Here is a 26403-nt window from a genome sequence, read left to right as displayed (position 1 = left end):
CTCAGGCGCTCTGACTGAGCGCCTCTGTCATCAACACATTTTCCAGCGGCACGGGTTTCCCAATTAAATAGCCCTGAAAATAGTCAATGCCCATCGCCTCGGCGGCATCGCGGATCTCTTCGCTTTCAACATACTCCGCCACCACCAGCATCTTTTTCATCCGCGCCAGATGGCAGATGGAGGCAACAATCTGATAGTCCAGGCTGTTGCTGACGATGTTACGGATAAAGCTGCCGTCGATCTTGAGGATATCGGCATCGACATTTTTCAGGCGCGCATAGCTGGCGTAGCCGGTACCAAAATCATCAATGGCAATCCGGCATCCCATCTGCTGCAAGTGATTCACGGTCTGCATCGCCAGCCCGGCATTGCCAAAACTGCTGCTCTCGGTGATCTCGAAGATCAGCTGCCAGCTCTCAACAGAATATTTTTGCAACATCCGGCTGACCTCAAGCGGCAGCTGGGCCCGGCAGACGGACGTTGGCGAAAGATTGATAGCGAACCGCTGTGCCGGCAATGCTTCCCGGTTATCCGCCATAAACTTAAGCGCCTTCTCCAGCACCAGCAAATCAATGCGCGACGAGAGGCCAAACTCCTGGGCAACGGGCAGGAAGACATCGGGCGAAATCAATCCGTCGTCGCCATTTTGCAGACGAAGCAGGATCTCGTGATAGTTATCGCCGCGAATGCCCTGTACCGGCTGCGCCAGCAGGGTAAATTCGTCTTTTTCCAGCGCCCGCTGCAGGCGGTTCATCATCTCGACTTTGTCTTTCAGGCCGCGCTGAAGATTAATGGCGCCGCGCTGCTGCAGGTTTTCCGGGTGATTGGTCGCCAGAGAGAGATCCGCAATGGTGCTCAGCTCGCCCAGCAGCAGATAGAGATGCACCACCGGGGAACGCACATAGCAGTAGCTGACCCCCACCGGCGGCTGGAGCGGCATTCCGTCCCAGATAAAACGAAAACGCTTGATGTGCTGATCCAGTTCGTCAATGCGGGACTGATGCATTTCGGTATTCAACCGCAAGACCAGATCGTGACCCGACAGCTGATACACGCACTCATCTGATTCCAGGTATTCATTCAGCCACGCGGCCAGCTTCTGTTTGTACTGGATACGCAGCAATACGCCGTAGTTACGCCCCAGAACCTCCAGTTCCGGGATGCGCAGGAAGCAGAGCACCGACCAGGGCTTCTTTCCAAGGGCACGGTTGAGCGCACGCAGGTTGGGCATGTGCACCACCGGGTCGAGGAACGCCAGACGCCGGGCGCGAATATTCACTTCCCGCTGACGCGTCGCCAGCATCGCCATATAAACTACCACGAAGGTAAAGACCAGATAGCTGGATGACGTAATGGTGAGCTGGATGTCGTAACCCTGCGACCAGGGGATATAGCGGTAGAAATAGTGAATGGAGAGGATCAGCACCGGGGTCCAGATCAGAGACATCAGCTTGTAACCGAAGCGCATCGAGCCCCACAGCATCACCGGCATCAGCAACGACAGCGTGTAGTTGGTACTAAAGATGGTGCTGTTTTCATTGATAGGCCACAGCAGCAAGGAGAGCAGCGAGCTGGTTGCTACTATCCAGATAATAACTTCCGTCACCGTCACCTTGCTGTCAATCTGGTGCGCAATCTGGGAGATCAGGCTGCGCAGATAGCGGGGGTGGCGAAGGGTGCGGATAACCAGGTAGCAGAACGGCACCCCGGTCAGACAGCCAACCAGCAATCCCTGATAGTTAATCAGCGAGCGGATGCCGATGGTGTTGATACCCACCAGATCGAACCTTGTCTGATAGACGCCAAGGTAGACAGCAAACTGAAACAGCAGCAGGAAAATGGTGGCCGGGCAGAACATTTGCCAGAACAGACGCTGCGCCATCAGCCGTCCGTCGCCGTACGAGACCCTGTTCCGACGCGGCGCAAAGACCTTATATCCGCCCCAGCTGAGCGTTATCGGGATCAGGTAATGCGCCATGGTAACGGCGGTTTCGTAGCCGCCGATCGAGGGGTAGTAGCGCAGGAACAGCGAAAGCATAATGCCAGGCACGGCCGCCATGCCATAAAACAGCATCAGCGAGAGCAGAAACGCCAGGGGCATGTAATAGAGCACCACAACGTGACCCTCCACCTGGGTGTAGGTTGTGGCGTGACGGGCAAGGGGCAGCAGGAGCACCGGCAGGAGCAACGGCAGTCCCCACCAGTGGTCTTTGTATTTTTTGTATAACGCGAAAATAGTCATAGATGCCATAGTAAACCCGCTCATCCAGGGGGGTAGTTCAGACAGGCATCCAACCTGACAATGTTGCCGTGCAGACGAAATATCGATTACACGAAAGGAATAAAGATTTTAGTTAGCAACGGCGAGTGACATTTGACTTAAATCAAACATATTAATATCGATAAATAATATTCACGCTTTTTAACCCTACTTTTGTGCTAATTATCAATGGCGTAAATAAACTTATTATTATACATAACAATAAATGGGTGAGTTGTTGACGGAATTTTACATTAGGATTAATTGACCCCTGCCCGCCCGTATGCCTTAATGGCGTACCGCCCGCAGGGTATTTTCAGGATAACTACAGTGAGTCAGGCCACACGTATGCGAAGACGACATCGGTTTAACACTCGGATGACGCGTATCATACTGCTTATCAGCCTCTTCTTTTTCGTCGGCCGCTTCGTTTATTCTTCTATTGGTGCGTGGTATCACCATCAGGAGAAAAAGCAGGCCCAGCAATCCAGCCTCTCCGTCGATTACGCCGAGCGTTCCCCGTCGACAATTAATTAATCGTTTGGATTTTGTTGGTTAATTTAATTATTCCGCAGGCTGTAATAATCGAATAATTTCGCTAATTCCTTTGCTCAGAATTTTATCCTGACGCATTACGATGGCCAGCTGGCGCTGTAATACCGGCGTAAGCGACCGCACGCATAACCCCTGCCTGTCTTCCACGCAATCGACCGCCATTCGGGGAATGATGCTGTATCCCAGCCCGACACGAACCATACGCTTGATCGCTTCGATACTGCCGGATTGCATAATCGGCTGCGCTTCCACGCCGCTTGCCTGAAACCAGGCGTCGATCACCAGGCGCGTACTGCTTCCCGCACTGAACGCGATAAAGGGCCGATCCTGCAGATGCTCTGCGGTCAGCGTGTCAAATTGCGCCTGCTGTTCCCCGGCGGCGATAAACACAAACTCCTCATCCATCACCGGGGCGATCGCCAGCGCCGAACCGGCTGCCGGGAGCGTCACCAGCCCCAGATCGAGACGGTTCTCCTCGATAGCGCGAACGATCTCAAGGGTGTTGCCGGTAGTGACGCCGACCCGCAGCAGCGGATGCGACTGACGCAGTTCCTGCAGGAGCGGTGGCAACAGGTGAATGCAGGCCGTCGCGCCCATTCCAAGGGTGATGGTTCCGCTCACTTCCTGGCTGAACGCGGCCACGGAACGTATCGCCTCATCCACCGCCCGCCCGATGCGCTCGCCGTGGGTTAATAACGCCAGCCCGGCCGCCGTGGCTTTAACACCCCGCCCGGTACGCTCGATTAATCGCGCCTGCAGAAACTGCTCCAGCTGGCGGATCTGCAAGCTCACGGCCGGCTGCGAAAGCCCGAGCACATCCGCAGCGGCAGAAAAACTGCCCCGCTGCACCACCAGGCGAAAGGTCGCCAGCTGTCCCAGATTCAGCGTCGTCATTACAAAGTTTCTCTTATAGGAGCCATAAACGCCCGGGCCTGCCTGCGCCCTGATGCAGTGGATATGCTCAGGATAACTCCCTGATGGAATGAAAGATAATGAAAAACCCTGCCATACCCTGCGCCATCCCCCTCACCACCGGCTGTAACCAGCTTATCAACTGGGGGATCTCCTTTTATATGCCGGGCACCTTTGCCCGGGCGATCGCCGCCGATATCGGCTGGTCTTCTGCGCAAATTTACTCGGGCCTGACGCTCGCCATGCTGGTGATGGCCGCTCTCTCGCCCTTTGTTGCCCGCCTCCTGGCGCGGGCCGGGGGCCAGCGGGTGGTGATGACAGGCTCTCTGCTGCTCGCTTTTAGCTGTTTGCTGATGGCGGAGTCGCACTCCCTCGTCGCCTGGTACAGCGCCTGGATATTGACCGGCATCGGCATGCGCCTGGCGCTGTACGACGCGCTGTTTGCGGCGCTGGTCAATCTCTACGGCCAGCTGGCGCGGCGAACCATCTCCCGCGTCACGCTGGCAGGGGGGCTGGCCTCGGTAGTGTTCTGGCCGCTGGGCGAGGCGCTGCTGACACGCATGAGCTGGCGTGACGCGCTGCTCGTTTATGCCCTGTTCGGCTTGCTGAGCGCGGCGTTAACCCTGTCGTTACCCAATCAAACGCGCCCTGTCGTCAATAAACCTGCCGTATCTGGCGGGGGACAGGATCGGCGCAACGGCTGGCTGTACGCCGCGTTTATCGCACTAATCACCTTTGTCTCCAACGGCACCTCCACCCATCTGCCGGAATTTATCGCCAGCCTCGGCCTGCCGGTTGCCGTCGGCATGCTTTGGGGCATCGGGCAGACCGGCGCACGCTTTCTGGAGGTGATCGCCGGAGCGGGGCTCACTCCGCTGCGCCTCACGCTGCTCACCGCCCTTGCGATGCCGGTCTGCTTTTTGCTGGGTCTGAGCAGCCTGCTATGGCTCTGGTCGGCCGCCGGTTTTGTATTGGGCTACGGGGCGATTAACGGTCTGGTAACCATCGTAAAAGCGACCCTGCCCTTGCAGCTGTTTGCGCCGGAAGAGTACGCCAGACGCACCGGGGTGCTGCTGATCCCCGCCCAGCTGATGGCGGCGGCATCCCCGCTGGCTTATGCCTGGCTGAACCGGGCGCTGGGCGTGATGGGCGCAATGTGGATTTCGTGGGGGTTAACGCTGGCGATCGCCGGGCTGGCTGTGGCCATTGTGAAGAGCCAGGCAGTGCGTGATGGTGAGGGCATCCCTGCCCTCACCGACTAAAGGACAAATCCGCCGTCAATGGTCAGACTTGAACCGGTCATGTAACCGGAAGACTCACCGGCAAGCCAGGCTGCCAGCGAGGCGATCTCTTCCGGCTTACCGATACGTTGCAGGGGGACGAGCGGAGTAATCTGGTCCACCATGCTGGCTGTCATATCGGTGGCAACCGGCCCCGGCTGGATGTTGTTTATGGTGATGCGCCGTGGTGCCAGATCCAGAGCGAGGTTTTGCACCATCGATGCCACCGCCGCTTTACTCATGGCGTAAACGCTGCTGCCCGCATGGCCCGTGCGCACCGCGGTATTGCTGCCGATGGTGATAACTCTTCCCCCTTCAGCCATCGTTTTTACCGCCGCCTGAATGGCGAGAAAGACGCCGCGCACGTTGACGGCCAGGGTAGTATCCAGATCCGCCAGCGCATACTCCTCAATCGTCCCTGGGCGAAGCACACCCGCGTTCACCACGGCAACATCCAGCCTGCCGTAGCGGTGCAGCGTCTTATCGACTGCCGCCTGGATTGCCGCCGCATCAGCGCTGTCGGCTTCTATAGCTATCGCCTGCCCGCCCTGGCGTTCAATGGTTGAGACCACGTCCTGCGCCCTGTCGGGACGAGATACCCATGTGATGGCTACCCGGTAGCCGTCGTGCGCCAGACGTATCGCAATGGCCGCCCCGATACCGCGCGCCCCGCCGAAAACCAACGCTACTTTTTCGTGATTCATGATGGTCATTCTCCTGTTTGCTTAAGCACCCACCCGGGTGCCTCTGCAGACACCATGCCAGCGAAAATGCCCCCGCGCTTGCGCGGAATGTATCGCACTGTATCCACACCCTCCTGCTTACGCAGCCATACAAAAAAGCCGCCCACAGCAAACAGACCCGATACATAAAAATGGTTTTCTGTATCTGTCGCCATTGATGACCTGAAGAGGAGATACCCGAATGATGCGTCGACATTTACTGCTCGCTCTGTTCGCACTGACATCAGCCTGCACCTGGGCCGCGCCGTTAAGCGGCCTCAGCGCGGCAGATGTTAACGGCCCCGCCGCCGTTGCACCGCCCGAACAGCTCCAGCATCCGGCGAAGCTGATTGTGGATCCGCCCCTGGCAGGCCCGCTGAGTAAAGGCGCGGTCTTTATTCAATACCGTACAGAGAGCATGCGTATTGAACCCGTGTTCGGGCCCGAGGCGCTAAAAGTAACGCCGCGCATCGGCCATATCCACGTCATCGTGGATGACAACCCCTGGCACTGGGCGGACGCCAGCGGCGAGCCGGTCATTCTGGTGGGACTGCCTGCAGGCCATCACAAGGTGACCATTATTCTTGCCGATCCAACCCATAAGCCTGTCGATCGTAAAACCGTCGAATTTACCGTGCCGCCGCATGCTGGGGCGATGCACTGAACGCAACCACTCACTTATTTTTAAGGGTTTTAACCATGAAAACATTACTGATTGCTGTCCTGACCTTCACTGCTGCCATGACGTCATCCGCGTTCGCAGCCCAGGAAATTAACCAGGCCCAGGGGCAACAAAAGATCGGCACTGTTTCCGACAGCAGCGGCGCATCGTCGCTCGCGGATCTGGAGGCAAAACTGCAGGCCAAAGCAGCCAAAGCGGGCGCCAGCGCGTTTCGCATTACCTCCGCCGGGGGAAATAACACCCTGTCAGGCACCGCCGATATTTATCGCTGAGGCTTAATCATGAAAAAACGGTTTACACTCACCCTGATGGCCAGCCTGCTGCTGGCCTCTGCCAGCGGGGCTGCGCTGGCGAACAACGATAAAACCGTGGTGCTGGTGCACGGGGCTTTTGCCGACGGCAGCAGCTGGAACCGCGTGATTAGCGACCTGCAACGCCAGCATACCGACGTCATTGCCGTTCAACTGCCGCTCACCTCGCTGCAGGACGATGTGGCCGCCACCCGGCGCGCCATCGCCCGGGCTCAGGGGGATGTGGTGCTGGTGGGGCACTCCTGGGGCGGCACGGTCATCAGCGAGGCGGGTAACGATGCGCGGGTTAAATCGCTGGTGTATGTGGCGGCGTTTGCCCCGGACTCGGGCCAGTCGACGGCGGACCTGGCAAACAGCTTCCCCGCCCCGCCGGGCAGCGCAGGCATCGCCAAAACCGCAGACGGTTTCCTCTATCTGCCTGGCAAATCGGTACGCCAGGATTTTGCCCCGGACATTCAGGCCGCAGAGCAAAACACGCTGGTGGCAACCCAGGGCCCGATCCGCGCGGAGGCTTTTGCAGAAAAGGTGACCCACGCGGCCTGGCACGATAAGCCGAGCTGGTATGTGGTGAGCAAAAATGACCGGATGATCAACCCGGATCTGGAACGCGCGATGGCGAAGGCGATCGATGCGAAAACCAGTGAGGTGGCGGCAAGCCATGTTTCAATGGTGAGCCATCCCGAGGAGATTGCCCGGGTGATTGAGCAAGCGGTGAAATGAGACCAGCGAAAAAAAGCCCGCGAGAGGCGGGCTTGATTTTTTAACGCTTAACGGGCGGGAATTATTCCCACTCGATCGTTGCTGGCGGCTTACCGCTGATGTCATACACCACGCGGGAAATACCGTTCACTTCGTTGATGATGCGGTTAGACACACGGCCCAGGAAGTCATACGGCAGGTGCGCCCAGTGCGCGGTCATAAAGTCGATGGTCTCTACCGCACGCAGGGAGACAACCCAGTCGTACTTGCGGCCATCGCCCATTACGCCAACGGAACGAACCGGCAGGAACACGGTGAACGCCTGGCTCACTTTGTTGTACAGGTCAGCTTTGTGCAGTTCTTCGATGAAGATCGCGTCGGCGCGACGCAGCAGGTCGCAGTACTCTTTCTTCACTTCACCCAGCACGCGAACGCCCAGACCCGGACCCGGGAACGGGTGACGGTAGAGCATGTCATACGGCAGACCCAGCTCCAGACCGATCTTACGCACTTCGTCTTTGAACAGCTCACGCAGCGGCTCAACCAGACCCATCTTCATCTCTTTCGGCAGGCCGCCCACGTTGTGGTGAGATTTGATGACGTGTGCTTTACCGGTGGCAGACGCCGCGGACTCGATCACGTCAGGGTAGATGGTGCCCTGTGCCAGCCACTTCACGTCTTCCAGCTTCAGCGCTTCTTCGTCGAACACTTCAACGAACACGCGGCCGATGATTTTACGTTTGGCTTCCGGATCGTTTTCGCCTTCCAGCGCGTCGAGGAAGCGCTTCTCGCCTTCAACGTGAACGATATTCAGGCCGAAGTGGTCGCCAAACATGTCCATTACCTGCTGGGCTTCGTTCAGACGCAGCAGGCCGTTGTCCACGAAGACGCAGGTCAGGTTTTTACCGATGGCGCGGTGCAGCAGCATCGCGGTTACGGAGGAGTCAACGCCGCCGGACAGGCCGAGGATCACCTTGTCGTCACCCACCTGCTGGCGGATACGCTCAACGGCGTCGTCGATAATTTTTGCAGGCGTCCACAGGGCTTCACACTGGCAGATATCGCGAACAAAGCGCTCCAGCATGCGCATACCCTGACGGGTATGGGTCACTTCCGGGTGGAACTGCACGCCGTAGAAGCGTTTTTCCTCGTTCGCCATGATCGCGAACGGGCAGGTTTCGGTGCTGGCGACGGTCACGAAGTCGGACGGGATCGCGGTGACTTTGTCGCCGTGGCTCATCCAGACGTCGAGCAGCGGTTTGCCGTCGGCGGTCAGGGAGTCTTCGATACCGCGGATCAGGGCGCTGTCGGTCTGTACTTCAACCTGCGCGTAGCCGAATTCACGCTCGTTTGAACCTTCGACGTGACCACCCAGCTGCATCGCCATGGTCTGCATGCCGTAGCAGACGCCGAACACCGGCACACCGGCTTCGAATACGTACTGCGGCGCGCGCGGGCTGTTGTCTTCGGTGGTGCTTTCCGGGCCGCCGGAGAGGATGATGCCGCTTGGATTGAACTCGCGAATCTGAGCTTCCGTAACATCCCACGCCCACAGTTCGCAGTAAACGCCCAGCTCACGCACGCGACGTGCCACCAGCTGAGTATATTGAGAACCGAAATCGAGGATGAGAATGCGATGTTTATGAATGTTTTCCGTCATTGACGCTAATTCCGAGGCAAGTGAAACAAAAACAGAGCGCCCGGCTTAGAGCCGGGCGCGGAAATTAATCAGGAGCCCATACGGTAGTTCGGAGACTCTTTGGTGATCGTCACGTCGTGAACGTGGCTTTCCTGGATACCCGCACCGCTGATACGCACGAATTCCGCTTTAGTACGCAGCAGGTCAATGGTACCACAGCCGGTCAGGCCCATACAGGAGCGCAGGCCGCCCATCTGCTGGTGGATGATCTCTTTCAGGTAGCCTTTATAGGCCACGCGACCTTCGATACCTTCCGGCACCAGTTTGTCAGCGGCGTTGTCGGTCTGGAAGTAACGGTCGGAGGAGCCTTTGGACATCGCGCCCAGGGAACCCATACCGCGGTAGGATTTATAAGAACGCCCCTGGAACAGTTCGATTTCGCCCGGAGACTCTTCGGTACCCGCCAGCATGGAACCGACCATGACCGCTGCCGCACCGGCCGCGATGGCTTTGGCGATGTCGCCAGAGAAGCGGATGCCGCCGTCAGCGATAACCGGAATGCCGGTCCCTTCCAGCGCTTCGACCGCGTCAGATACGGCGGTGATCTGCGGAACGCCTACGCCGGTCACGATACGGGTAGTACAGATGGAGCCTGGGCCAATACCTACTTTCACCGCGCTGCAACCCGCGTCGGCCAGGGCACGCGCGCCCGCGCCGGTCGCTACGTTACCGCCGATGATCTGCAGATCAGGGTATTTTGCACGGGTTTCACGAATACGCTGCAGCACGCCTTCGGAGTGGCCGTGGGAGGAGTCGATCAGCAGGACGTCAACGCCCGCAGCAACCAGCGCGTCAACGCGCTCTTCGTTGCCGGCGCCCGCGCCAACTGCCGCGCCGACGCGCAGACGGCCATGCTCGTCTTTACAGGCGTTGGGTTTACGTTCTGCTTTCTGGAAATCTTTAACGGTGATCATGCCGCGCAGGTGGAAGCCATCGTCCACAACCAGCGCTTTTTCAACGCGTTTTTCATGCATTTTGGCGAAGACCACGTCGCGGGATTCACCTTCACGTACGGTGACCAGACGCTCTTTCGGGGTCATATAGACGCTGACCGGCTGGTTCAGGTCGGTGACGAAACGGACGTCACGGCCAGTGATGATGCCCACCAGTTCGTTATCGGAGGTCACAACCGGGTAGCCTGCGAAGCCGTTACGCTCGGTCAGCGCTTTCACTTCGTGCAGGGTGGTGGTTGGCAGGACGGTTTGTGGGTCGGTAACGATGCCAGATTCATGCTTCTTCACGCGGCGAACTTCTTCCGCCTGGCGCTCGATAGACATGTTTTTATGAATAAAGCCAATGCCGCCTTCCTGAGCCAGGGCGATAGCCAGGCGCGCTTCAGTCACGGTGTCCATTGCCGCGGAGAGCATAGGAATGTTCAGGCGAATGGTTTTGGTCAACTGCGTGCTGAGGTCGGCAGTATTCGGCAGAACGGTGGAATGAGCGGGAACGAGGAGGACGTCGTCAAACGTCAGTGCTTCTTTAGCGATACGTAGCATGGGCAATATCTCTGACCTGGGTGGTTAAATATTGCCGTGGCATTATACAGAGCGTAACCGATTGCATCTACACTTTTTTATAAAAAATGCTTGCGATTGCCTCTTATCGGGTTACTATCGACTGAATAACCTGCTGATTTAGAATTTGATCCCGCTCACATGTTATCCTCCCAGTCCCCCTCAATTTTTACCGTCAGCCGCCTTAATCAGACGGTCCGTTTGCTGCTTGAGCAGGAAATTGGCCAGGTGTGGATCAGCGGAGAGATCTCCAATTTCACACAGCCAGCTTCCGGTCACTGGTACTTCACCCTGAAAGACAACACCGCTCAGGTGCGCTGCGCGATGTTCCGCAACAGCAACCGGCGGGTGACGTTCCGGCCGCAGCACGGGCAGCAGGTGCTGGTTCGCGCCAGTATCACTCTGTACGAGCCGCGCGGTGATTACCAGATTATCGTTGAAAGCATGCAGCCTGCGGGTGAAGGGCTTCTACAGCAGAAATACGAGCAGCTGAAAGCCGCACTTTCAGCAGAAGGGCTGTTCGATCAGCAATATAAGCAACCGCTCCCCTCCCCTGCCCACTGCGTGGGGGTGATCACCTCGAAAACCGGCGCCGCGCTGCATGACATTCTGCACGTGCTGAAACGCCGCGACCCTTCCCTGCCGGTCGTGATCTACCCGACCGCCGTTCAGGGCGAGGACGCGCCGGGGCAGATTGTTCGCGCCATTCAGCTCGCTAACGCCCGTCAGGAGTGTGATGTACTGATCGTCGGGCGCGGCGGCGGCTCGCTGGAAGATCTCTGGAGCTTTAACGACGAGCGGGTCGCGCGGGCCATTTTTGCCAGCCGGATCCCGGTGGTGAGCGCCGTCGGCCATGAAACCGACGTCACCATCGCCGATTTTGTCGCCGACCTGCGGGCACCAACGCCGTCCGCGGCAGCAGAAATGGTGAGCCGGAACCAGCTGGAACTGCTGCGCCAGATCCAGAACGGCCAGCAGCGCCTCGAGATGGCGATGGACTATTTCCTTGCCAACCGCACCCGTCGCTTTACCCAGCTTCATCATCGACTGCAGCAGCAGCACCCGCAGCTGCGTCTGGCGCGCCAGCAGACAGTGCTGGAACGCCTGCGCCAGCGGATGAACCTCGCGGTGGACAACCAGCTTAAACGCGCGGTGCAGCGCCAGCAGCGAACCTCTCAGCGTCTTAATCAGCAGAACCCGCAGCCGCGCATCTGGCGCGCGCAGACGCGTATCCAGCAGCTGGAATACCGGCTGGCTGAGAACGTGCGCGCCCGCCTCGGCAGCACCCGCGAGCGCTTTGGTAATGCGGTCACCCATCTTGAAGCCGTCAGCCCGCTTTCAACGCTGGCGCGCGGTTACAGCGTGACCACCGCCACCGACGGCAAAGTGCTGAAGCAGACGAAACAGGTCAAAGCCGGGGATGTGCTCACCACCCGGCTGTCAGACGGCTGGGTAGAGAGCGAAGTGAAAGGCGTAACGCCGGTGAAGAAAACGCGCGCGCGCAAAAAAGCGTAATTATTGTTGGCCGTCCGGCGTGACGGCAAGCATCACCCAGGACAGCCCGGAAAAAATGACCAGCGCGACCGCTGCGCCCGCCATTCCCAGCAACAGGCCAAACACCACGGAGCCGACAATTTGCCCGGCTGCCAGCATCAGAAAAGCCATACTGACCCCCACAGCCGGTGACGGATGAGCGATAACCGCCCCCTGCACCAGCAGTACGCCGGATAAAATAACGTATCCCGCCCCGCTCATCGCTACCACCGGGACGAGCCACCAGGCAAACCCTTCACTTAACGCCAGAGCCAACAGCGAAGCGGCCATGAAAATCTGCGATCCCCGGTAAACACGGCCAGGATCCCTGCCCCGCCGCTCACCAGCCACAGAACCCGCGTGACGGCGCTATCAAGCCCGCTATGATTCCTGAGCAGCTCCGGGCCAAAACTCCACCAGGCGGCGCTGGCAACGCCGCTCACAAAAGCAATACTTAACAGCCGGAACATTCCCGGCTTGCGAAGCGACTCGCGCCAGGATGGCGTTTGTTCACGCTTGCGCGAAGCCAGACCCGGCAGATAACGCCAGGCTGCCAGCAGGCAGAGCAGTGCCAGCAGGGCAAAGACGATACAGGCCGCCCGCCAGCCGCCGGGCATAAAAAGCAGAACCGGCACCGAGAGGATGATCCCGGCGCTTGTTCCGGCATTAATGACGGTATTCACCAGGGTCTGGCGATCCGGGGCAATGGTGTCATTTACGGCCCCGGCAAGCGCGGGTGAGGCCAGGCCAGAACTCAATCCGGCAATAAATAATCCTGTCGCCAGGGTAAGCGGCAGCGCCGAGAAAGCCAGAATAATCAGCCCACTTGCGGCCGTGGCGGCGGCCAGCAAAGCCGGTACGCGAGGGCCATAGCGACTGGTGAGGAAAGAGGCAAAAAACACTGACAGGCAATAAGCCGCATAGCTGCAGGCTGCAATCAACCCGGCAACCTGGGGTGAGAAAGGAATGTCCTGACGGATATCGGGCAGCATCAACCCCCAGGAAAATCTCGCCATGCCGTATGTCACCGCGATTAATGAGAACCCGGTTATACCCAGTGCGATCGGTCTGTTCATTACGCTCCTCTTATTGCCGCTGTAAAAAACCTAAACGCTGAGAAGGCGTTGTGCCAGTTTTTACCGGTACGAATACTCCGACTTCTCCCCGCCCCCGGCTTCATCATTTACACTGAAAGTGTTTCTTTTTTCGGCATTGCCAGAAACAGGAGAGAAGCATGACCCGAATTCACAGCGTGATCCCGCCCTATATTCTTCGTCGTATTATTGAGAGTGGCTCTGAGCCTCAACAGCGTTGCGCCCGCCAGACGCTGACGCATGTACAAACGCTGATGGCCCATATGCCAGGTAAACCCGCCGCGCCGCACGTGAATAAAACCGGGCAGCTGGAGCGTGATATTTATGATGCAAAACAGGCCCAGGAACTGCCTGGCATTCAGGTGCGTTATGAGGGGCAGCCGTCAAACGGGGATATTACTGTCGATGAAGCCTATGATTATTTAGGTATCACCCATGAATTTTTCTGGAAAAATTATCACCGCGACTCGCTGGATAATAAAGGGCTGATGCTGACGGGCACCGTTCATTATGGGCGGGAATATCAGAACGCTTTCTGGAATGGTCAGCAGATGGTGTTTGGCGATGGCGACGGCGAGATATTTAACCGCTTCACCATTGCCATTGACATAGTGGCGCATGAACTTAGCCATGGGGTGACCGAAACCGAAGCCGGGCTAATCTACTTTGAACAATCGGGCGCGCTGAATGAGTCTTTATCGGACGTTTTCGGCTCGCTGGTGAAACAGTATCACCTGAAGCAAACGGCTGATGAAGCCGACTGGCTGATTGGTGGAGGACTGCTGGCTGAAGGGATCAACGGCAAGGGGCTACGATCGATGTCAGAGCCCGGCACCGCCTATAACGATCCGCTGCTCGGAAAAGATCCGCAGCCCGCGCACATGAAAGACTTTATCAAAACGCGCGAAGATAACGGCGGCGTGCATCTTAATTCAGGCATTCCCAATCGCGCGTTTTATCTTGCTGCAACGGCCATTGGCGGCAACGCCTGGGAGAAAGCCGGTTATGCATGGTATGACACGGTTTGCGATCGACAGCTGGCGCAAGATGCAGATTTTGACGCCTTTGCGAAACTGACGGTTGCCCACGGTGAAAAGCGATCGGGTGGCGACGTCGCAGCAGCCATTGAACAAGCCTGGAAACAGGTGGGAGTGTTGTGAATGCAGGTTCCGGAACTGACCGAAGACGCGGTCGTCGAGCTGGCGCGTGAAGGTGGCGTGGCCTATATCCCGCATCTCAGCGGGTTGCGGCGAATCGCTCTCTCGACGCTTAACAGTGCACAGCGCCAGCGCGTGGTGAACATACTTCAGCAGGCGATTCCTCGTGGAGAGCCGCCCGGCCAGCCGTCGTCACCCGGCGGCGGCGACCAGCGCTATTTTCGCATTCAGATAATCTGGACCCGGCACAATCAGGCGCAATACACCGACATCATCGTGCTGGTTCCCGAACAGGAAGCGCCAGAGTCGCTGGTCGAACTCTGGCAAAAAGGCGAAGGCTGCGTATGCGATTAGTCAGCCGCGACGAACTCCACGCGCTTTTTCGAGATCAGCCCGTGGCCGTTCTGGCAGAAATAATCCACCGCACCGCAGGCTTTTAACACCTGGAGTGGCTGATGGCACTCCGGGCAGCGGGCTTCCAGGGCAATATCTTTATTGCAGCTCTCGCAGTGCGCCACACCGTTTTGCGGCTCCAGCTCTGCGTGACATTCCGGGCAGGTAATCGACATGATGACTCCTTTGAAGGATATTCAGTACTCAATCGATTTTACCACGATGCGCTCAGTGAGGGCCACGCAGCTGCTGCTGTAATCTCAGCAGGAGCTCAACCTCTTCCAGCCGCCGCTGCGTTGTGCGGCTCACCTCCTGCGGGTCGCGTACAAACAGGCTCTGCTCTCCCAGAATGTGTTCTGCCAGACAGTTCGCGTAAATCGTGCCGCCAAAGCGCCAGCACTGAACCTGCTCGCCGTCGGTGAGCGTCAGCACATCCTCTGCCCCGCGCCGGTCGTGGCTGATGATGCGTCCGTCCCGCAGATGCAGTCGCAGCCCTTTTTGCCCGCCTGACGGCCCGGCATATTTGTTCAGCCAGATATCCACCGGCACGCCGCCCATCGTCCCCTGAAGATGCGCCTCGCCTTCGGCAGTGGTCATATCGCCTCTGGCGATATCGCGCCCCAGCCGATCTCTGGCCGTCACGACCTGTAAAGCAAGCTCGCCGCTGCCGCCCAGATACCGCACCGTCTCGCGCATCATCGCCAGCACGTGGGTGCCGATATCCAGGATTACCCCATCCGGATGGCGAAGCGTCCGGGTATCCGGCTCGCCGGTGGCAAAGTTAAGCGCGATGGGCTCACCCGCCGCGTTAAACCCGCTTGGCTCCTGCAAAAAACCCTCGATCCTGACGATATCAGAAAGGTGTCTGACCAGCCCCAGGCGCACCAGGTTTATGCGCGCCATCCAGTGATCGAGTGCCAGCACCCGCGCGGCTGCCTCCGGCCTCGCCAGCAGCGATCTCAGTTTTTCGGTCTGGCCCAGGGTGGCGACGATCGGTTTTTCCACCACGATGCGCGGGATGGAAGACGCCAGCGCCTGCTCAAGCACGTCAAGGTGTTGTAGCGATGCGGTGGTGATAAACAGCGTATCGAGGGGTCCGGCAAGAAGGTCGGCAAGGGTTGGAACTCGCGTAACGCCATCCAGGGTTTTCGCGGGCTGGATATCAAATCCCGGACAGGGAAGTGATTCAGCAAAGGTACCTTGTAATGCGGGCAAATAGGCGGTTTCGACTACCGCGCCAAGTCCAACAAACCCAATCTGCATCTGAACCTCTTTCGTTGCATTGCCGGCGCGTAACCACGCCCCGGCAATGTCGTTCAGATTCAGGCGTTAGTTACGGGTTTCGGCTCACTTTTCGTCTGCGCATTTTCCAGCATACGACGCACCGGAACAATGAGCACCGTTAGAACGGCGGCACAAATCAGCAGAGCAACGGAGCAGCGCGCGAAGAGATCCGGCAGCATATCCAGCTGGTCAGCCTTCACGTGGCCGCCAATCAGGCCCGCCGCCAGGTTGCCCAGGGCGCTGGCGCAGAACCACAGCCCCATCATCTGGCCGCGCATTCTTTCCGGAGCCAGCAGGGTCATGGTCGCCAGACCAATCGGGCTCAGGCACAGTTCACCGAGGGTCAGCATCAGGATACTGCCCACCAGCCAGAACGGAGAAACGCCTGCCCCACCGTTACTGAGGACGTTCTGCGCCGCCAGCATCATCAGGCCAAAGCCGCCTGCCGCGCACAGAATGCCGATCACGAACTTGGTGATGCTGCTCGGGCGAATGTTGTTGCTCGCCAGCTTCGGCCACGCCCAGCTAAAGACCGGTGCCAGCAGAATAATAAACAGGGCGTTAATCGACTGGAACCACACGGCCGGGATTTCGAAATCACCGATCATGCGATTAGTGTAGTCGTTGGCAAACAGGTTAAATGACGTCGGTTTTTGCTCGAACGCAGACCAGAAGAACGCCGCAGACACCAGCAGAATGAAGCAGACCAGTAGCCTGGCGCGCTCTTTACGGTTCAGACCGGCAAAGACAAACAGCCAGATGAAGTAGAGGGCCACCGAGGCGGCAATGAAGTAAACCAGCACGCTGGCCACGGCAACCGGGTTAATTACAATCACGCCCTGGGCGATCAGAGTGACGATAATCGCGACACCCGCTGCCAGCGCCAGCAGCCAGCCGCCAACGCCGTTTTTCTTCACCACCGGGCTGTTCCAGGTGGAGTCCAGCCCCACTTCGCTGTCGTAGCGTTTCATCGCCGGAACGGCAAACAGGCGGAAGATGACCAGCGCGACCAGCATCCCGATGCCGCCGATGCCAAAGCCCCAGTGCCAGCCGTGAGATTTAATCAGCCAGCCGGAGATCAGCGGCGCGATAAATGAGCCCATGTTGATGCCCATATAGAACAGCGAGAAGCCGCCGTCACGACGCGCATCGCCTTTCTTATACAGGGTGCCGACCATTACCGAGATACAGGTTTTAAACAGACCCGAACCAAGGACAATAAACATCAGGCCGATAAAGAACAGGTTGTTGCCCATTACCGCAGACAGCGCAATCGACAGGTGGCCGAGCGCGATCAGAATTGAACCGTACCAGACCGCTCTCTGCTGTCCGAGCCAGTTATCCGCCAGCCAGCCGCCCGGCAGCGCGGCCAGGTACATGGTCCCGGCAAAGATACCGACGATGGCGGAGGCGTTTTCACGCGCCAGCCCCATCCCGCCGTCATAGACGGTGGCGGCCATAAACAGGATCAGTAGTGGACGAATGCCGTAAAACGAGAAGCGCTCCCACATCTCGGTGAAGAACAGCGAGCCAAGTGGATAAGGATGGCCGAAGAAAGTTCGGCTTTCGTTTTTATTAACAGAGGATTGCATAATTCTCCCGAGATGATGTGTCGTCGTGCTTGTAAACACCGGAGGTCGGCCACGCAGAGAGTGTTCTGGCGGCTTTTTTACATCCGGCGAAATGTTATTTAACCATTTGATAACCTGAGGCTACTTTTGTCCAGCCCCCACCCCATCACCAAAAGATGAAAATTCGACAATCGTCTTATTTCTTAGATTTTATGTTGGATAAACATGAATAGTGATTGACATCACATCAATAATTATTCGTTGCTTTCGGTAGAACTGAGGCATAAAAAAACCCGCGACAGGCGCGGGCTTTTCAGCAGATCGGCTAATTACTTGCTTTTCTTAATGTGCTTAATCAAACGCTTACGTTTACGCATCTGGTTCGGGGTCAGGGTGTTGCGTTTGTTGGCAAACGGGTTGTCCCCTTCCTTGAACTGAATGCGAATCGGCGTACCCATCACGTCCAGCGATTTGCGGAAGTAGTTCATCAGGTAGCGTTTGTAAGAATCGGGCAGATCCTTCACCTGGTTACCGTGGATAACCACGATAGGCGGGTTATAACCCCCCGCGTGGGCATACTTCAGCTTCACGCGACGACCGCGCACCAGCGGTGGCTGATGGTCTTCTGCCGCCATGGTCATGATGCGGGTCAGCATCGCGGTACCCACACGACGGGTGGAGCTGTCGTAGGCTTCGCGAACGGATTCGAACAGGTTGCCGACGCCGCTGCCGTGCAGGGCAGAGATAAAGTGCACGCGGGCAAAGTCGATAAAGCCGAGACGGAAGTCCAGCGTCTCTTTCACCTGCTCACGTACTTCATTGCTCAGGCCATCCCACTTGTTGACGACGATAACCAGTGAGCGCCCACTATTGAGGATAAAGCCGAGCAGGGAGAGATCCTGATCGGAGATGCCTTCACGGGCATCGATAACCAGCATCACCACGTTGGCGTCTTCAATCGCCTGCAGAGTTTTGATTACCGAGAATTTTTCCACCACGTCGGTGATTTTGCCGCGCTTACGCACGCCCGCGGTGTCGATCAGCACGTATTCGCGCTCGTCGCGCTGCATCGGGATATAGATGCTGTCGCGGGTCGTGCCCGGCATGTCGTACACCACCACGCGGTCTTCACCGAGGATGCGGTTAGTAAGTGTGGACTTACCTACGTTCGGACGACCAACAATCGCCAGCTTGATCGGCAGATCCTGCGGGTTGAAGTCGTCTTCAGGCTCTTCTTCGCCCTCTTCACCTTCTTCGAACTGCGCCCAGTATTCTGCGTCTTCATCGACCTCTTCCGGCGGGCTGATCTCGTCAACGTACGGCAGGAGTGCGGTTTCCAGCAGGCTGGTCACGCCACGGCCGTGAGAGGCGGCGATCGGATAGATGTCGCCCAGGCCCAATGACCAGAAATCCGCCATCGCCTGATCGGGATCGATGCCGTCAGTTTTGTTTGCCACCAGGAAGGTGGCTTTTTCACGCGAGCGCAGGTGCTTGGCGATAGCCGAGTCAGCAGGCATCAGGCCCGCACGCGCGTCGACCATAAACAGCACGATGTCGGCTTCTTCAATCGCCAGCAGGGATTGCTCCGCCATGCGGGTTTCAACGCCGTCCTCTGTACCGTCGATACCACCGGTATCGATACAGATAAACTCACGACCTTCCACTTCGGCACGACCGTACTTACGGTCACGCGTGAGCCCCGGGAAATCCGCAACCAGCGCATCACGGGTGCGTGTTAAACGGTTAAAAAGAGTGGATTTTCCAACGTTCGGGCGCCCGACAAGCGCGACCACAGGTACCATGTTTAAAGCCTCATAAAATTCGATATCACGTCGCGTTTGCGGCGTTTTTTAAAAAATCAAAACGGCCCCTGAAGCAACAGGAGCCGTTGAGTATACTACAACCGCGGTGATTAACGCGTGATCGCGTACAGCGTACCGTCTTTTGCCTGGATCAGCAGTTTGCCGTCAACCGATACCGGCTCGGTCAGGAAACCGGAACTGTCGACTTTCTCCTGGGCAACAAAACGACCGTTGCTCGGGTCAATCCAGTGCATGTAACCTTCGCTATCACCCACCACCAGGCTGCCGTTATAGAGCGCCGGTGCGGTCAGCAGACGGTGCAGCAGATCGCTTTGCGTCCACAGCGTCACGCCGCCTTCAGTGCTCAGGGCCAGCAGGCGGTCGTTCTGATCGACCAGATAGATGCGGTTGCCATCGACGATGAAATCATTCACCGAGCCCAGCTCACGTTTCCACATGATCTGGCCGCTACGCAGATCCATCGCGGTCAGGTTGCCGTTATAGGCCAGGGCATACACCACGCCGTTGACGATAACCGGGGTGGTATCCACGTCGCTCAGACGGTCGATTTCGGTCGGACCGGTAGCCTGAGAGATACGCTGCTGCCAGATCAACTGGCCCTGCTGCATCAGCACGGCGCTGACGCGACCGTTATCACCGCCCACGATGGCAGCACCAAACGCGGTGGCCGGAGCAGATTCACCGCGCAGGGAGAGCGCAGGCATATCCAGGTTTACGGTCCACTTCACCGCGCCGTCAGTTTCGTTCAGCGCCTGCAGCTGGCCGTTTGCGGTATGTACCAGCACCATGCCATCGCTGACGACCGGACGAGAGAGTGCTTCGCCAGCCACGCGGGTCTGCCAGGCAATGGAACCATCGCTGGCGTTAAGGGCATAGACCTGGGCCTTCTCGCTACCGATATAGACATGGCCACCGGCAACCGTTACGCCACCTGACAGCAGCGCTGGCGTGCGTGACAGCCAGCCGCTTTTCTCGGCGAGGTTAACCGACCAGACTTCTTTGCCGTCATCGGCGTTCAGGGCTTTCACCGTGCCTTTGCGGTCAGCCGCATAGACAACGCCGTCCGCTGATGCCGGGTGCAGGTTAGAGTAGAAATCGCCAATACCACCGCCCACGGAGGTGCTCCAGGCGGTGGATGGCTCAAACTGGTTTTCAACCGTCGGCAGTGGCGACATGGTGACAACATCTTCTTCGCCGCTGAACAGTGAACAGCCGCTCAATAACGTAACGGAAAGCAGTCCTGGCAGAAGTAATTTACGCAATTGCATCGGGTCCCTCTCAGACGGACAAATTATTTATTTTCATCTGCAGCATTTCGCTCAGCGCTGGGGAGGCGTTACTTTTCACGCCAGCTTCCCACGCGCTGCGCGCGCCCTGTTTGTCACCTTTGCTCAGCAGTGCTTCACCACGCAGGTCGGCGACAATAGCGGCAAAACCTTCACCTTTAACGCTGTCCAGCGTCTTCAGCGCTTCGTCAGCTTTCTTCTGCTGAACCTGAATACGGGCAAGGCGCAGATTGATAACCGCTTTCAGGTTATCGTCTTTAGCTGCTGCCAGACCCTGCTGCAGCTGTGCTGCCGCTTTATCCAGCTCATTTTTATCAACCAGCTGCTGAGCCACTTCCAGCGACGCCAGCGCGCCGTAGGTGTTTTTATTGTCAGCGGCAAATTTCTCTGCCGCCGTCAGCGTTTGCGGCTGATCGGCGCGGATTGCGCTCACGGTATTTTCATACTGTAAGGAAGAACCGCGCGCCGAATCGACCTGATGACTGTTCCAGTAACGCCAGCCCACCAGCGCGCCAATACCTAAAATTACCCCAACAGCCAGGGCCTTGCCGTTTTCGGCAAAGAAGCGTTTGATCGCATCAACCTGGTCGTTTTCGTTCTCGTAAATTTCCACGCAGTCCTTCTCCTTAGCCCAGTAGAGTGCGCAAGTGCGCCGCAACGCCGTCCTGCGTTACCGTTGTTTGCTCACCAGAGCGCAGATCTTTCACTACGACTTCGCCGTTAGCCACTTCTGACTCGCCGAGTACCAGTGCGATACGCGCGCCCCACTTATCGGCACGGGCGAACTGTTTCTTAAAGTTGCCGCCGCCGTGGTTGGTCATCAGCTTAGCGTCCGGCAGCGCATCGCGCACGCTTTCAGCAAGCTGCATTGCCGCAGACTGCGTTTCCGCGCCTGAGGCTACCAGGTATATATCGACAACAGGATCGGCTTTAAATTCCGGATTAACTGCCTGAACTAACAAAACAAGTCGCTCCAGGCCCATGGCAAAGCCAACTGCAGGTGCAGGACGACCGCCTAACTGCTCTACCAGGCCGTCGTAACGACCGCCGGCACAGACAGTACCCTGTGATCCGAGGCTGCTGGTGACCCACTCAAATACGGTGCGGTTATAGTAGTCGAGACCACGTACCAGACGCTGGTTAACCGTATAGGTGATACCGGCACCTTCCAGCAGTTTGCACAGACCGGCAAAATGTTCGCGGGAGTCGTCATCCAGGTAATCGCCCAGCGCAGGCGCATCGTTCAGCAGTGCCTGTACGTCCGGGTTCTTGGAGTCCAGCACGCGCAGCGGGTTGCTGTACATACGGCGTTTGCAGTCTTCGTCCAGCTTCTCTTTGTGCTGTTCCAGGAATGCGACCAGGGCATCGCGGTAGTTAGCGCGCGCTTCGAGAGAGCCGATAGAGTTCAGCTCCAGCGTAACGTGCTCGGCAATGCCCAGCGCACGCCACCAGCGGGCGGTCAGCATGATCAGCTCAGCGTCGATGTCCGGGCCCTGCAGGCCAAAGGCTTCGACACCCAGCTGGTTAAACTGACGGTAGCGGCCTTTCTGCGGACGTTCGTGGCGGAACATCGGGCCGATATACCACAGGCGTTGCTCCTGATTGTACAGGAGACCATGCTCGATGCCGGCGCGTACACATCCCGCCGTACCTTCCGGACGTAAGGTCAGGCTGTCGCCGTTACGATCCTCAAAGGTGTACATCTCTTTTTCAACCACGTCGGTGACTTCGCCGATAGCGCGTTTGAATAACGGGGTCTGCTCTACAATCGGCAAACGGATTTCGCTGTAACCGTAGCTGCCGAGCACCTGTTTCAGGGTGCCTTCAATGCGCTGCCAGATGGCGGTCTCGCCAGGCAGATAATCGTTCATGCCGCGAATGGCTTGAATATTCTTTGCCACGTTTGTTCTCTTTCTATAGACAAAAATGAACCCTGGGGTTCATAACCGAAGGGTTCAATCATACACAGGAAGCAGACCGCTTCCCATCACGTTATTTTTCGACCTGGAGCACGCTGATGCGCTGCGCTTCATCCAGCATGGCCGCTTTGGCGCGGATACGGGCTTCAAGCTGATCAATCATGTCGCCATTATCCAGACGATCTTTGCGAACGCCATCTTCATAGAGACCACTTTTCTTGTTGCCGCCCGTAACGCCAAGTGTTGACACCAGCGCTTCACCCGGACCGTTCACCACACAGCCGATGATCGAGACGTCCATTGGGGTGATAATATCTTCCAGACGCTGCTCAAGCGCATTCACGGTACCAATGACATCGAACTCCTGGCGCGAACAGGTCGGGCAGGCGATAAAGTTGATGCCGCGGGCACGAATACGCAGGGATTTCAGAATGTCGAAACCGACCTTAATCTCTTCCACCGGATCGGCGGCCAGCGAGACGCGCAAGGTATCGCCGATGCCTTCGTTCAATAGCAGACCGAGGCCAATGGCTGATTTCACTGCCCCACTGCGGGCGCCACCGGCTTCGGTGATCCCGAGGTGCAGCGGCTGGTCGATCTGCTTCGCCAGCAGACGATAGGATTCGACGGCAAGGAAAACATCGGAGGCTTTCACGCTGACTTTGAACTGGTCGAAGTTCAGACGATCGAGATGATCCACATGACGCATAGCGGATTCGAGCAGCGCCTGAGGGGTCGGTTCGCCGTATTTTTCCTGCAGATCTTTTTCCAGAGAACCGGCGTTCACGCCGATGCGGATGGGGATGTTCTTGTCACGGGCGCAATCAACCACCGCGCGGATACGCTCTTCGCTACCGATATTGCCGGGGTTGATACGCAGGCAATCGACGCCGTATTCCGCCACTTTCAGCGCGATACGGTAATCGAAGTGAATATCGGCAACCAGCGGAACAGAGACCTGCTGCTTGATGAGCCTGAACGCTTCTGCCGCATCCATCGTGGGCACGGAAACGCGGACAATGTCTGCGCCTACACGTTCTAATGCTTTGATCTGATTGACCGTCGCTTCCACATCCGTGGTGCGGGTGTTGGTCATCGACTGAACGGCGATGGGGGCACCATCGCCAATTGGCACATTCCCGACGTAAATACGTTTCGATTTTCTACGTGGAATAGGAGCCTGGTTATGCATGGAAAATCTCCCGCGTTGCCTGTCTGTTACTTACTGTGCTGCTGATTGTTCGGCATTTACGGTCAGACGCGCAACCTGGTTAGTTCTGATAAAACGGCTCAGATCGACAGGTTTACCCTGGAACTGGATCTGCACCGCAGCCGGAGCACCAATCTTGAGCTTGTACGGCGCCTGGCCTGTCAGATTTAAATTCCCGTCTTTACGCTGCAGGCCGCTGAACAGCTTTTTGCCCGTTGCATCGGTCACTTCCAGCCAGCAATCGGCAGTGAAGTTCATCACCAGCGCGTTCGGGTCGGCAGGTGCTGCCGCCACGCCTGCCGGATCGGAAGGCAACGTCTGGGTGGCATCTGCCGTTGCCGCAGGAGCCGTTGCAGGTGCAGCGTCAACGTTAGCCTGAGATGGCGAAACCACCGCGTTGTCTGCGGGTGCCTGCGCCGTCTGTTCGGCGGTTGGCGCAGCACTCTGCGCCGTTGCCGTATCCTGAGTGCCGGTTGCTGGTGCCTGCGTTTCGCTGGCGGTCGCAGAAGCATCGGTATTCAGCGGGATGCTCTGGGCACCATCGCCCGCTGAGTTGTTCAGCTCGGCTGAAGTCTGATCGGCCATGGTGGTGATCTCTTCCTGCTGCGCCTTGTGGTTTTGCCACCACCATGCGCCCGTCAGGCCGATCACCACAAACAGCACCAGCCAGGTAAAGCTCATCAGCCAGCCATCACGTTTTTTACGACGCTTGCCCAGGGAAAAACTCTGCATCGGCGCGACTTTCGCCGCTCTGACCGGTGCCTGTTTTTCCATCATTGGCAGCAGTTCATCTTCAGGGATATGCACCAGTTTCGCATATGAGCGGATATAACCACGCAGAAACGTTGAAGCAAGATCGGCAGGAGCCTTATCTTCTTCAATATCGCGGACCGTGGAAACCTTCAGACATAAGCGCTCCGCAACGACTTGCTGGCTTAGTCCGAGTTGTTCACGGGCGTTGCGAAGACGAACGCCAGTGGAAAGTGCTGCATTTTGGTCGTGAGTGGCTTCAGTATTCATTCGCTACAACTAATGGTACGTGAAAATTGAGGATCCTGGCGCCGGTGAGTCACAATGCCACCCGCACCGCGAAACTTCTGGTCAGTTAACCTTAGTAAGACCGCACAACCCTGTCAGGTTTACATTGGCAGAGGCGGCTTGTCAGTGAGGCTAAACTGTTGTTGCGTCGTTACATACTGCCTTAAAGTCATATAAAACGCACCGTAATTATTACCCATAAACCGGCGCAATGACTGTTTATTCGCATCCGCAGCCGCCACGGCGCAATTAACGCGCCGTGACTGCATAATAATTACACGGACTTGATGGCGATGGACTCGCCCTGCATACGTTTACGCAGCGTACGCTTGGTACGGTCGATAACGTCACCGGCCAGCTGACCGCAGGCGGCATCGATATCATCACCGCGGGTTTTACGCACGATAGTGGTAAAGCCATACTCCATCAGAACCTTGGAGAAACGGTCGATACGGCTGTTTGAGCTACGGCCATACGGCGCGCCCGGGAACGGGTTCCATGGGATCAGGTTGATCTTGCACGGCGTGTCTTTCAGCAGTGCCGCCAGCTCGTGAGCGTGCTCGGTCCCGTCGTTGACGTGATCCAGCATGACGTACTCAATGGTGACGCGTCCCTGGTTGGCGTTGGACTTCGAAATGTAGCCGCGAACCGAGTTCAGGAAGGTCTCAATGTTGTACTTCTTGTTGATTGGCACGATCTCATCGCGAATGGTGTCGTTTGGCGCGTGCAGCGAAATAGCCAGCGCAACGTCAATCATATCGCCGAGTTTATCCAGCGCGGGCACAACGCCTGAAGTGGAGAGCGTAACGCGACGTTTGGACAAGCCAAAACCGAAGTCGTCGAGCATGATTTCCATCGCCGGAACCACGTTAGTCAGGTTCAGCAGCGGCTCGCCCATCCCCATCATCACCACGTTGGTGATAGGACGGGTGCCGGTGACTTTTGCCGCACCGACGATTTTCGCCGCGCGCCACACCTGGCCGATAATCTCAGATACGCGCAGGTTACGGTTAAAGCCCTGCTGCGCCGTGGAGCAGAATTTACACTCCAGCGCACAACCCACCTGGGAGGAGACGCACAGGGTAGCGCGATCGTCTTCCGGGATATAAACCGTCTCAACGCGCTGATCGCCAACCGCAATCGCCCACTTGATGGTGCCATCAGCTGAACGCTGCTCTTCCACCACTTCCGGGGCGCGGATTTCGGCCACTTCTTTAAGCTTGTTGCGCAGCACTTTATTGATGTCAGTCATGTCATCAAAGTTGTCGCTGCAATAGTGGTACATCCATTTCATGACCTGGTCGGCACGAAACGGCTTCTCGCCCATCTCTTTGAAGAACTCGCGCATCTGCTGACGGTTCAGGTCCAGCAGGTTGATTTTTCCATTTTTATTGGGAACCGCAGGAATGGCGACTTCGGAGGTGTTAACTAATTCAGACATAATATTTTCCGGCCTCGTTG

At 57.4% G+C, this 26403-nt stretch carries 25 protein-coding genes; 8 read left to right on the top strand and 17 right to left on the bottom strand.

Annotated elements, in window-relative coordinates; genetic code table 11:
- Position 1: 1 nt before the first annotated feature.
- Positions 2-2242, bottom strand: a complete 2241-nt coding sequence (locus tag FFB58_RS09925) for an EAL domain-containing protein (protein ID WP_138370000.1) — start codon at positions 2240-2242, stop codon at positions 2-4.
- A 348-nt stretch (positions 2243-2590) separates the two neighbouring features.
- Between FFB58_RS09925 and FFB58_RS09920 the strand changes: the two genes are divergently transcribed.
- On the top strand, positions 2591-2797 hold the full coding sequence (locus FFB58_RS09920; protein ID WP_039029698.1) for a YfgG family protein: 207 nt from the start codon (positions 2591-2593) through the stop codon (positions 2795-2797).
- A 27-nt stretch (positions 2798-2824) separates the two neighbouring features.
- Here FFB58_RS09920 and FFB58_RS09915 read toward each other — a convergent pair whose 3' ends face one another.
- On the bottom strand, positions 2825-3709 hold the full coding sequence (locus FFB58_RS09915; protein ID WP_138369773.1) for a LysR family transcriptional regulator: 885 nt from the start codon (positions 3707-3709) through the stop codon (positions 2825-2827).
- A gap of 98 nt (positions 3710-3807) precedes the next feature.
- Between FFB58_RS09915 and FFB58_RS09910 the strand changes: the two genes are divergently transcribed.
- A complete protein-coding gene (locus FFB58_RS09910) occupies positions 3808-4989 on the top strand; it encodes an MFS transporter (protein ID WP_138369772.1) in 1182 nt (393 codons plus the stop codon).
- Here the strand turns inward: FFB58_RS09910 and FFB58_RS09905 are convergent.
- Positions 4986-5711 carry an SDR family oxidoreductase gene (locus FFB58_RS09905; RefSeq protein ID WP_138369771.1) on the bottom strand — a complete coding sequence of 242 codons (726 nt, stop codon included), beginning with the start codon at positions 5709-5711 and terminating at the stop codon, positions 4986-4988. The genes FFB58_RS09910 and FFB58_RS09905 overlap by 4 nt on opposite strands.
- Before the next feature lie 220 nt (positions 5712-5931).
- Between FFB58_RS09905 and FFB58_RS09900 the strand changes: the two genes are divergently transcribed.
- Genes FFB58_RS09900 through FFB58_RS09890 form a run of 3 tightly spaced genes read left to right on the top strand, consistent with a single transcriptional unit; the run spans position 5932 to position 7442 of the window.
- Positions 5932-6393: a DUF6130 family protein gene (locus FFB58_RS09900; RefSeq protein ID WP_138369770.1), complete on the top strand. Its 462-nt coding sequence runs from the start codon at positions 5932-5934 to the stop codon at positions 6391-6393.
- 35 nt (positions 6394-6428) lie between these two features.
- Complete coding sequence (locus FFB58_RS09895; RefSeq protein WP_138369769.1) at positions 6429-6683, top strand: YdgH/BhsA/McbA-like domain containing protein; 255 nt, start codon at positions 6429-6431, stop codon at positions 6681-6683.
- A gap of 9 nt (positions 6684-6692) precedes the next feature.
- Positions 6693-7442 carry an alpha/beta hydrolase gene (locus tag FFB58_RS09890; protein ID WP_138369768.1) on the top strand — a complete coding sequence of 250 codons (750 nt, stop codon included), beginning with the start codon at positions 6693-6695 and terminating at the stop codon, positions 7440-7442.
- A 61-nt stretch (positions 7443-7503) separates the two neighbouring features.
- Here FFB58_RS09890 and guaA read toward each other — a convergent pair whose 3' ends face one another.
- Together guaA and guaB are read right to left on the bottom strand one after the other, a co-directional pair.
- Complete coding sequence (gene guaA, locus FFB58_RS09885) at positions 7504-9081, bottom strand: glutamine-hydrolyzing GMP synthase (RefSeq protein ID WP_138369767.1); 1578 nt, start codon at positions 9079-9081, stop codon at positions 7504-7506.
- A gap of 68 nt (positions 9082-9149) precedes the next feature.
- Complete coding sequence (gene guaB / locus FFB58_RS09880; protein WP_039029706.1) at positions 9150-10616, bottom strand: IMP dehydrogenase; 1467 nt, start codon at positions 10614-10616, stop codon at positions 9150-9152.
- A 159-nt stretch (positions 10617-10775) separates the two neighbouring features.
- Here guaB and xseA point away from each other — a divergent pair, with 159 nt between their 5' ends.
- A complete protein-coding gene (gene xseA / locus FFB58_RS09875) occupies positions 10776-12149 on the top strand; it encodes an exodeoxyribonuclease VII large subunit (protein WP_138369766.1) in 1374 nt (457 codons plus the stop codon).
- Here xseA and FFB58_RS23140 read toward each other — a convergent pair whose 3' ends face one another.
- Together FFB58_RS23140 and FFB58_RS09870 are read right to left on the bottom strand one after the other, a co-directional pair.
- Positions 12150-12458, bottom strand: coding sequence for a hypothetical protein (locus FFB58_RS23140; RefSeq protein WP_353620502.1), 309 nt, complete (start codon positions 12456-12458; stop codon positions 12150-12152).
- Complete coding sequence (locus FFB58_RS09870) at positions 12428-13243, bottom strand: MFS transporter (RefSeq protein WP_353620501.1); 816 nt, start codon at positions 13241-13243, stop codon at positions 12428-12430. Before FFB58_RS09870 ends, FFB58_RS23140 begins: the two co-directional genes overlap by 31 nt.
- A gap of 158 nt (positions 13244-13401) precedes the next feature.
- On the opposite strand from FFB58_RS09870, the gene FFB58_RS09865 reads away from it, so the two are divergent.
- Together FFB58_RS09865 and FFB58_RS09860 are read left to right on the top strand one after the other, a co-directional pair.
- Positions 13402-14421 (top strand): M4 family metallopeptidase, encoded by a 1020-nt coding sequence (locus tag FFB58_RS09865; RefSeq protein ID WP_138369765.1) that lies wholly within the window; start codon positions 13402-13404, stop codon positions 14419-14421.
- Positions 14422-14772, top strand: coding sequence for a protealysin inhibitor emfourin (locus FFB58_RS09860; protein WP_138369764.1), 351 nt, complete (start codon positions 14422-14424; stop codon positions 14770-14772).
- Here the strand turns inward: FFB58_RS09860 and FFB58_RS09855 are convergent.
- The 10 genes from FFB58_RS09855 to FFB58_RS09810 all read right to left on the bottom strand — a co-directional run bounded on the left by FFB58_RS09855 (position 14769) and on the right by FFB58_RS09810 (position 26383).
- Complete coding sequence (locus tag FFB58_RS09855; RefSeq protein WP_039029711.1) at positions 14769-14987, bottom strand: zinc ribbon domain-containing protein; 219 nt, start codon at positions 14985-14987, stop codon at positions 14769-14771. The two genes, FFB58_RS09860 and FFB58_RS09855, sit on opposite strands and share 4 nt — an antisense overlap.
- Positions 14988-15039: 52 nt before the next feature.
- Positions 15040-16074, bottom strand: coding sequence for a Gfo/Idh/MocA family oxidoreductase (locus FFB58_RS09850; RefSeq protein ID WP_138369763.1), 1035 nt, complete (start codon positions 16072-16074; stop codon positions 15040-15042).
- Positions 16075-16133: 59 nt separating this feature from the next.
- The gene (locus tag FFB58_RS09845; protein WP_138369762.1) at positions 16134-17687 is read right to left on the bottom strand and encodes a peptide MFS transporter; all 1554 of its coding nucleotides are present in this window, start codon (positions 17685-17687) and stop codon (positions 16134-16136) included.
- Between the two features lie 308 nt (positions 17688-17995).
- Positions 17996-19468: a ribosome biogenesis GTPase Der gene (der, locus tag FFB58_RS09840; RefSeq protein ID WP_039029714.1), complete on the bottom strand. Its 1473-nt coding sequence runs from the start codon at positions 19466-19468 to the stop codon at positions 17996-17998.
- A gap of 110 nt (positions 19469-19578) precedes the next feature.
- Positions 19579-20757: an outer membrane protein assembly factor BamB gene (gene bamB, locus FFB58_RS09835; protein ID WP_039029715.1), complete on the bottom strand. Its 1179-nt coding sequence runs from the start codon at positions 20755-20757 to the stop codon at positions 19579-19581.
- A 10-nt stretch (positions 20758-20767) separates the two neighbouring features.
- A complete protein-coding gene (locus tag FFB58_RS09830; RefSeq protein ID WP_039029716.1) occupies positions 20768-21388 on the bottom strand; it encodes a YfgM family protein in 621 nt (206 codons plus the stop codon).
- Between the two features lie 13 nt (positions 21389-21401).
- Positions 21402-22676, bottom strand: a complete 1275-nt coding sequence (hisS, locus tag FFB58_RS09825) for a histidine--tRNA ligase (RefSeq protein WP_138369761.1) — start codon at positions 22674-22676, stop codon at positions 21402-21404.
- A gap of 91 nt (positions 22677-22767) precedes the next feature.
- On the bottom strand, positions 22768-23886 hold the full coding sequence (gene ispG, locus FFB58_RS09820; RefSeq protein WP_039029718.1) for a flavodoxin-dependent (E)-4-hydroxy-3-methylbut-2-enyl-diphosphate synthase: 1119 nt from the start codon (positions 23884-23886) through the stop codon (positions 22768-22770).
- Positions 23887-23916: 30 nt separating this feature from the next.
- Positions 23917-24924, bottom strand: a complete 1008-nt coding sequence (gene rodZ / locus FFB58_RS09815; protein WP_138369760.1) for a cytoskeleton protein RodZ — start codon at positions 24922-24924, stop codon at positions 23917-23919.
- Positions 24925-25216: 292 nt separating this feature from the next.
- Positions 25217-26383, bottom strand: a complete 1167-nt coding sequence (locus FFB58_RS09810; protein ID WP_039029720.1) for a bifunctional tRNA (adenosine(37)-C2)-methyltransferase TrmG/ribosomal RNA large subunit methyltransferase RlmN — start codon at positions 26381-26383, stop codon at positions 25217-25219.
- Positions 26384-26403 lie beyond the last annotated feature (20 nt).

Origin of the sequence: Enterobacter sp. MF024, from assembly GCF_005843915.1 — a bacterium.
In the GTDB taxonomy this organism is placed as follows: domain Bacteria; phylum Pseudomonadota; class Gammaproteobacteria; order Enterobacterales; family Enterobacteriaceae; genus Enterobacter; species Enterobacter barmai.
This window is presented reverse-complemented; position numbering and strand designations above follow the sequence as displayed.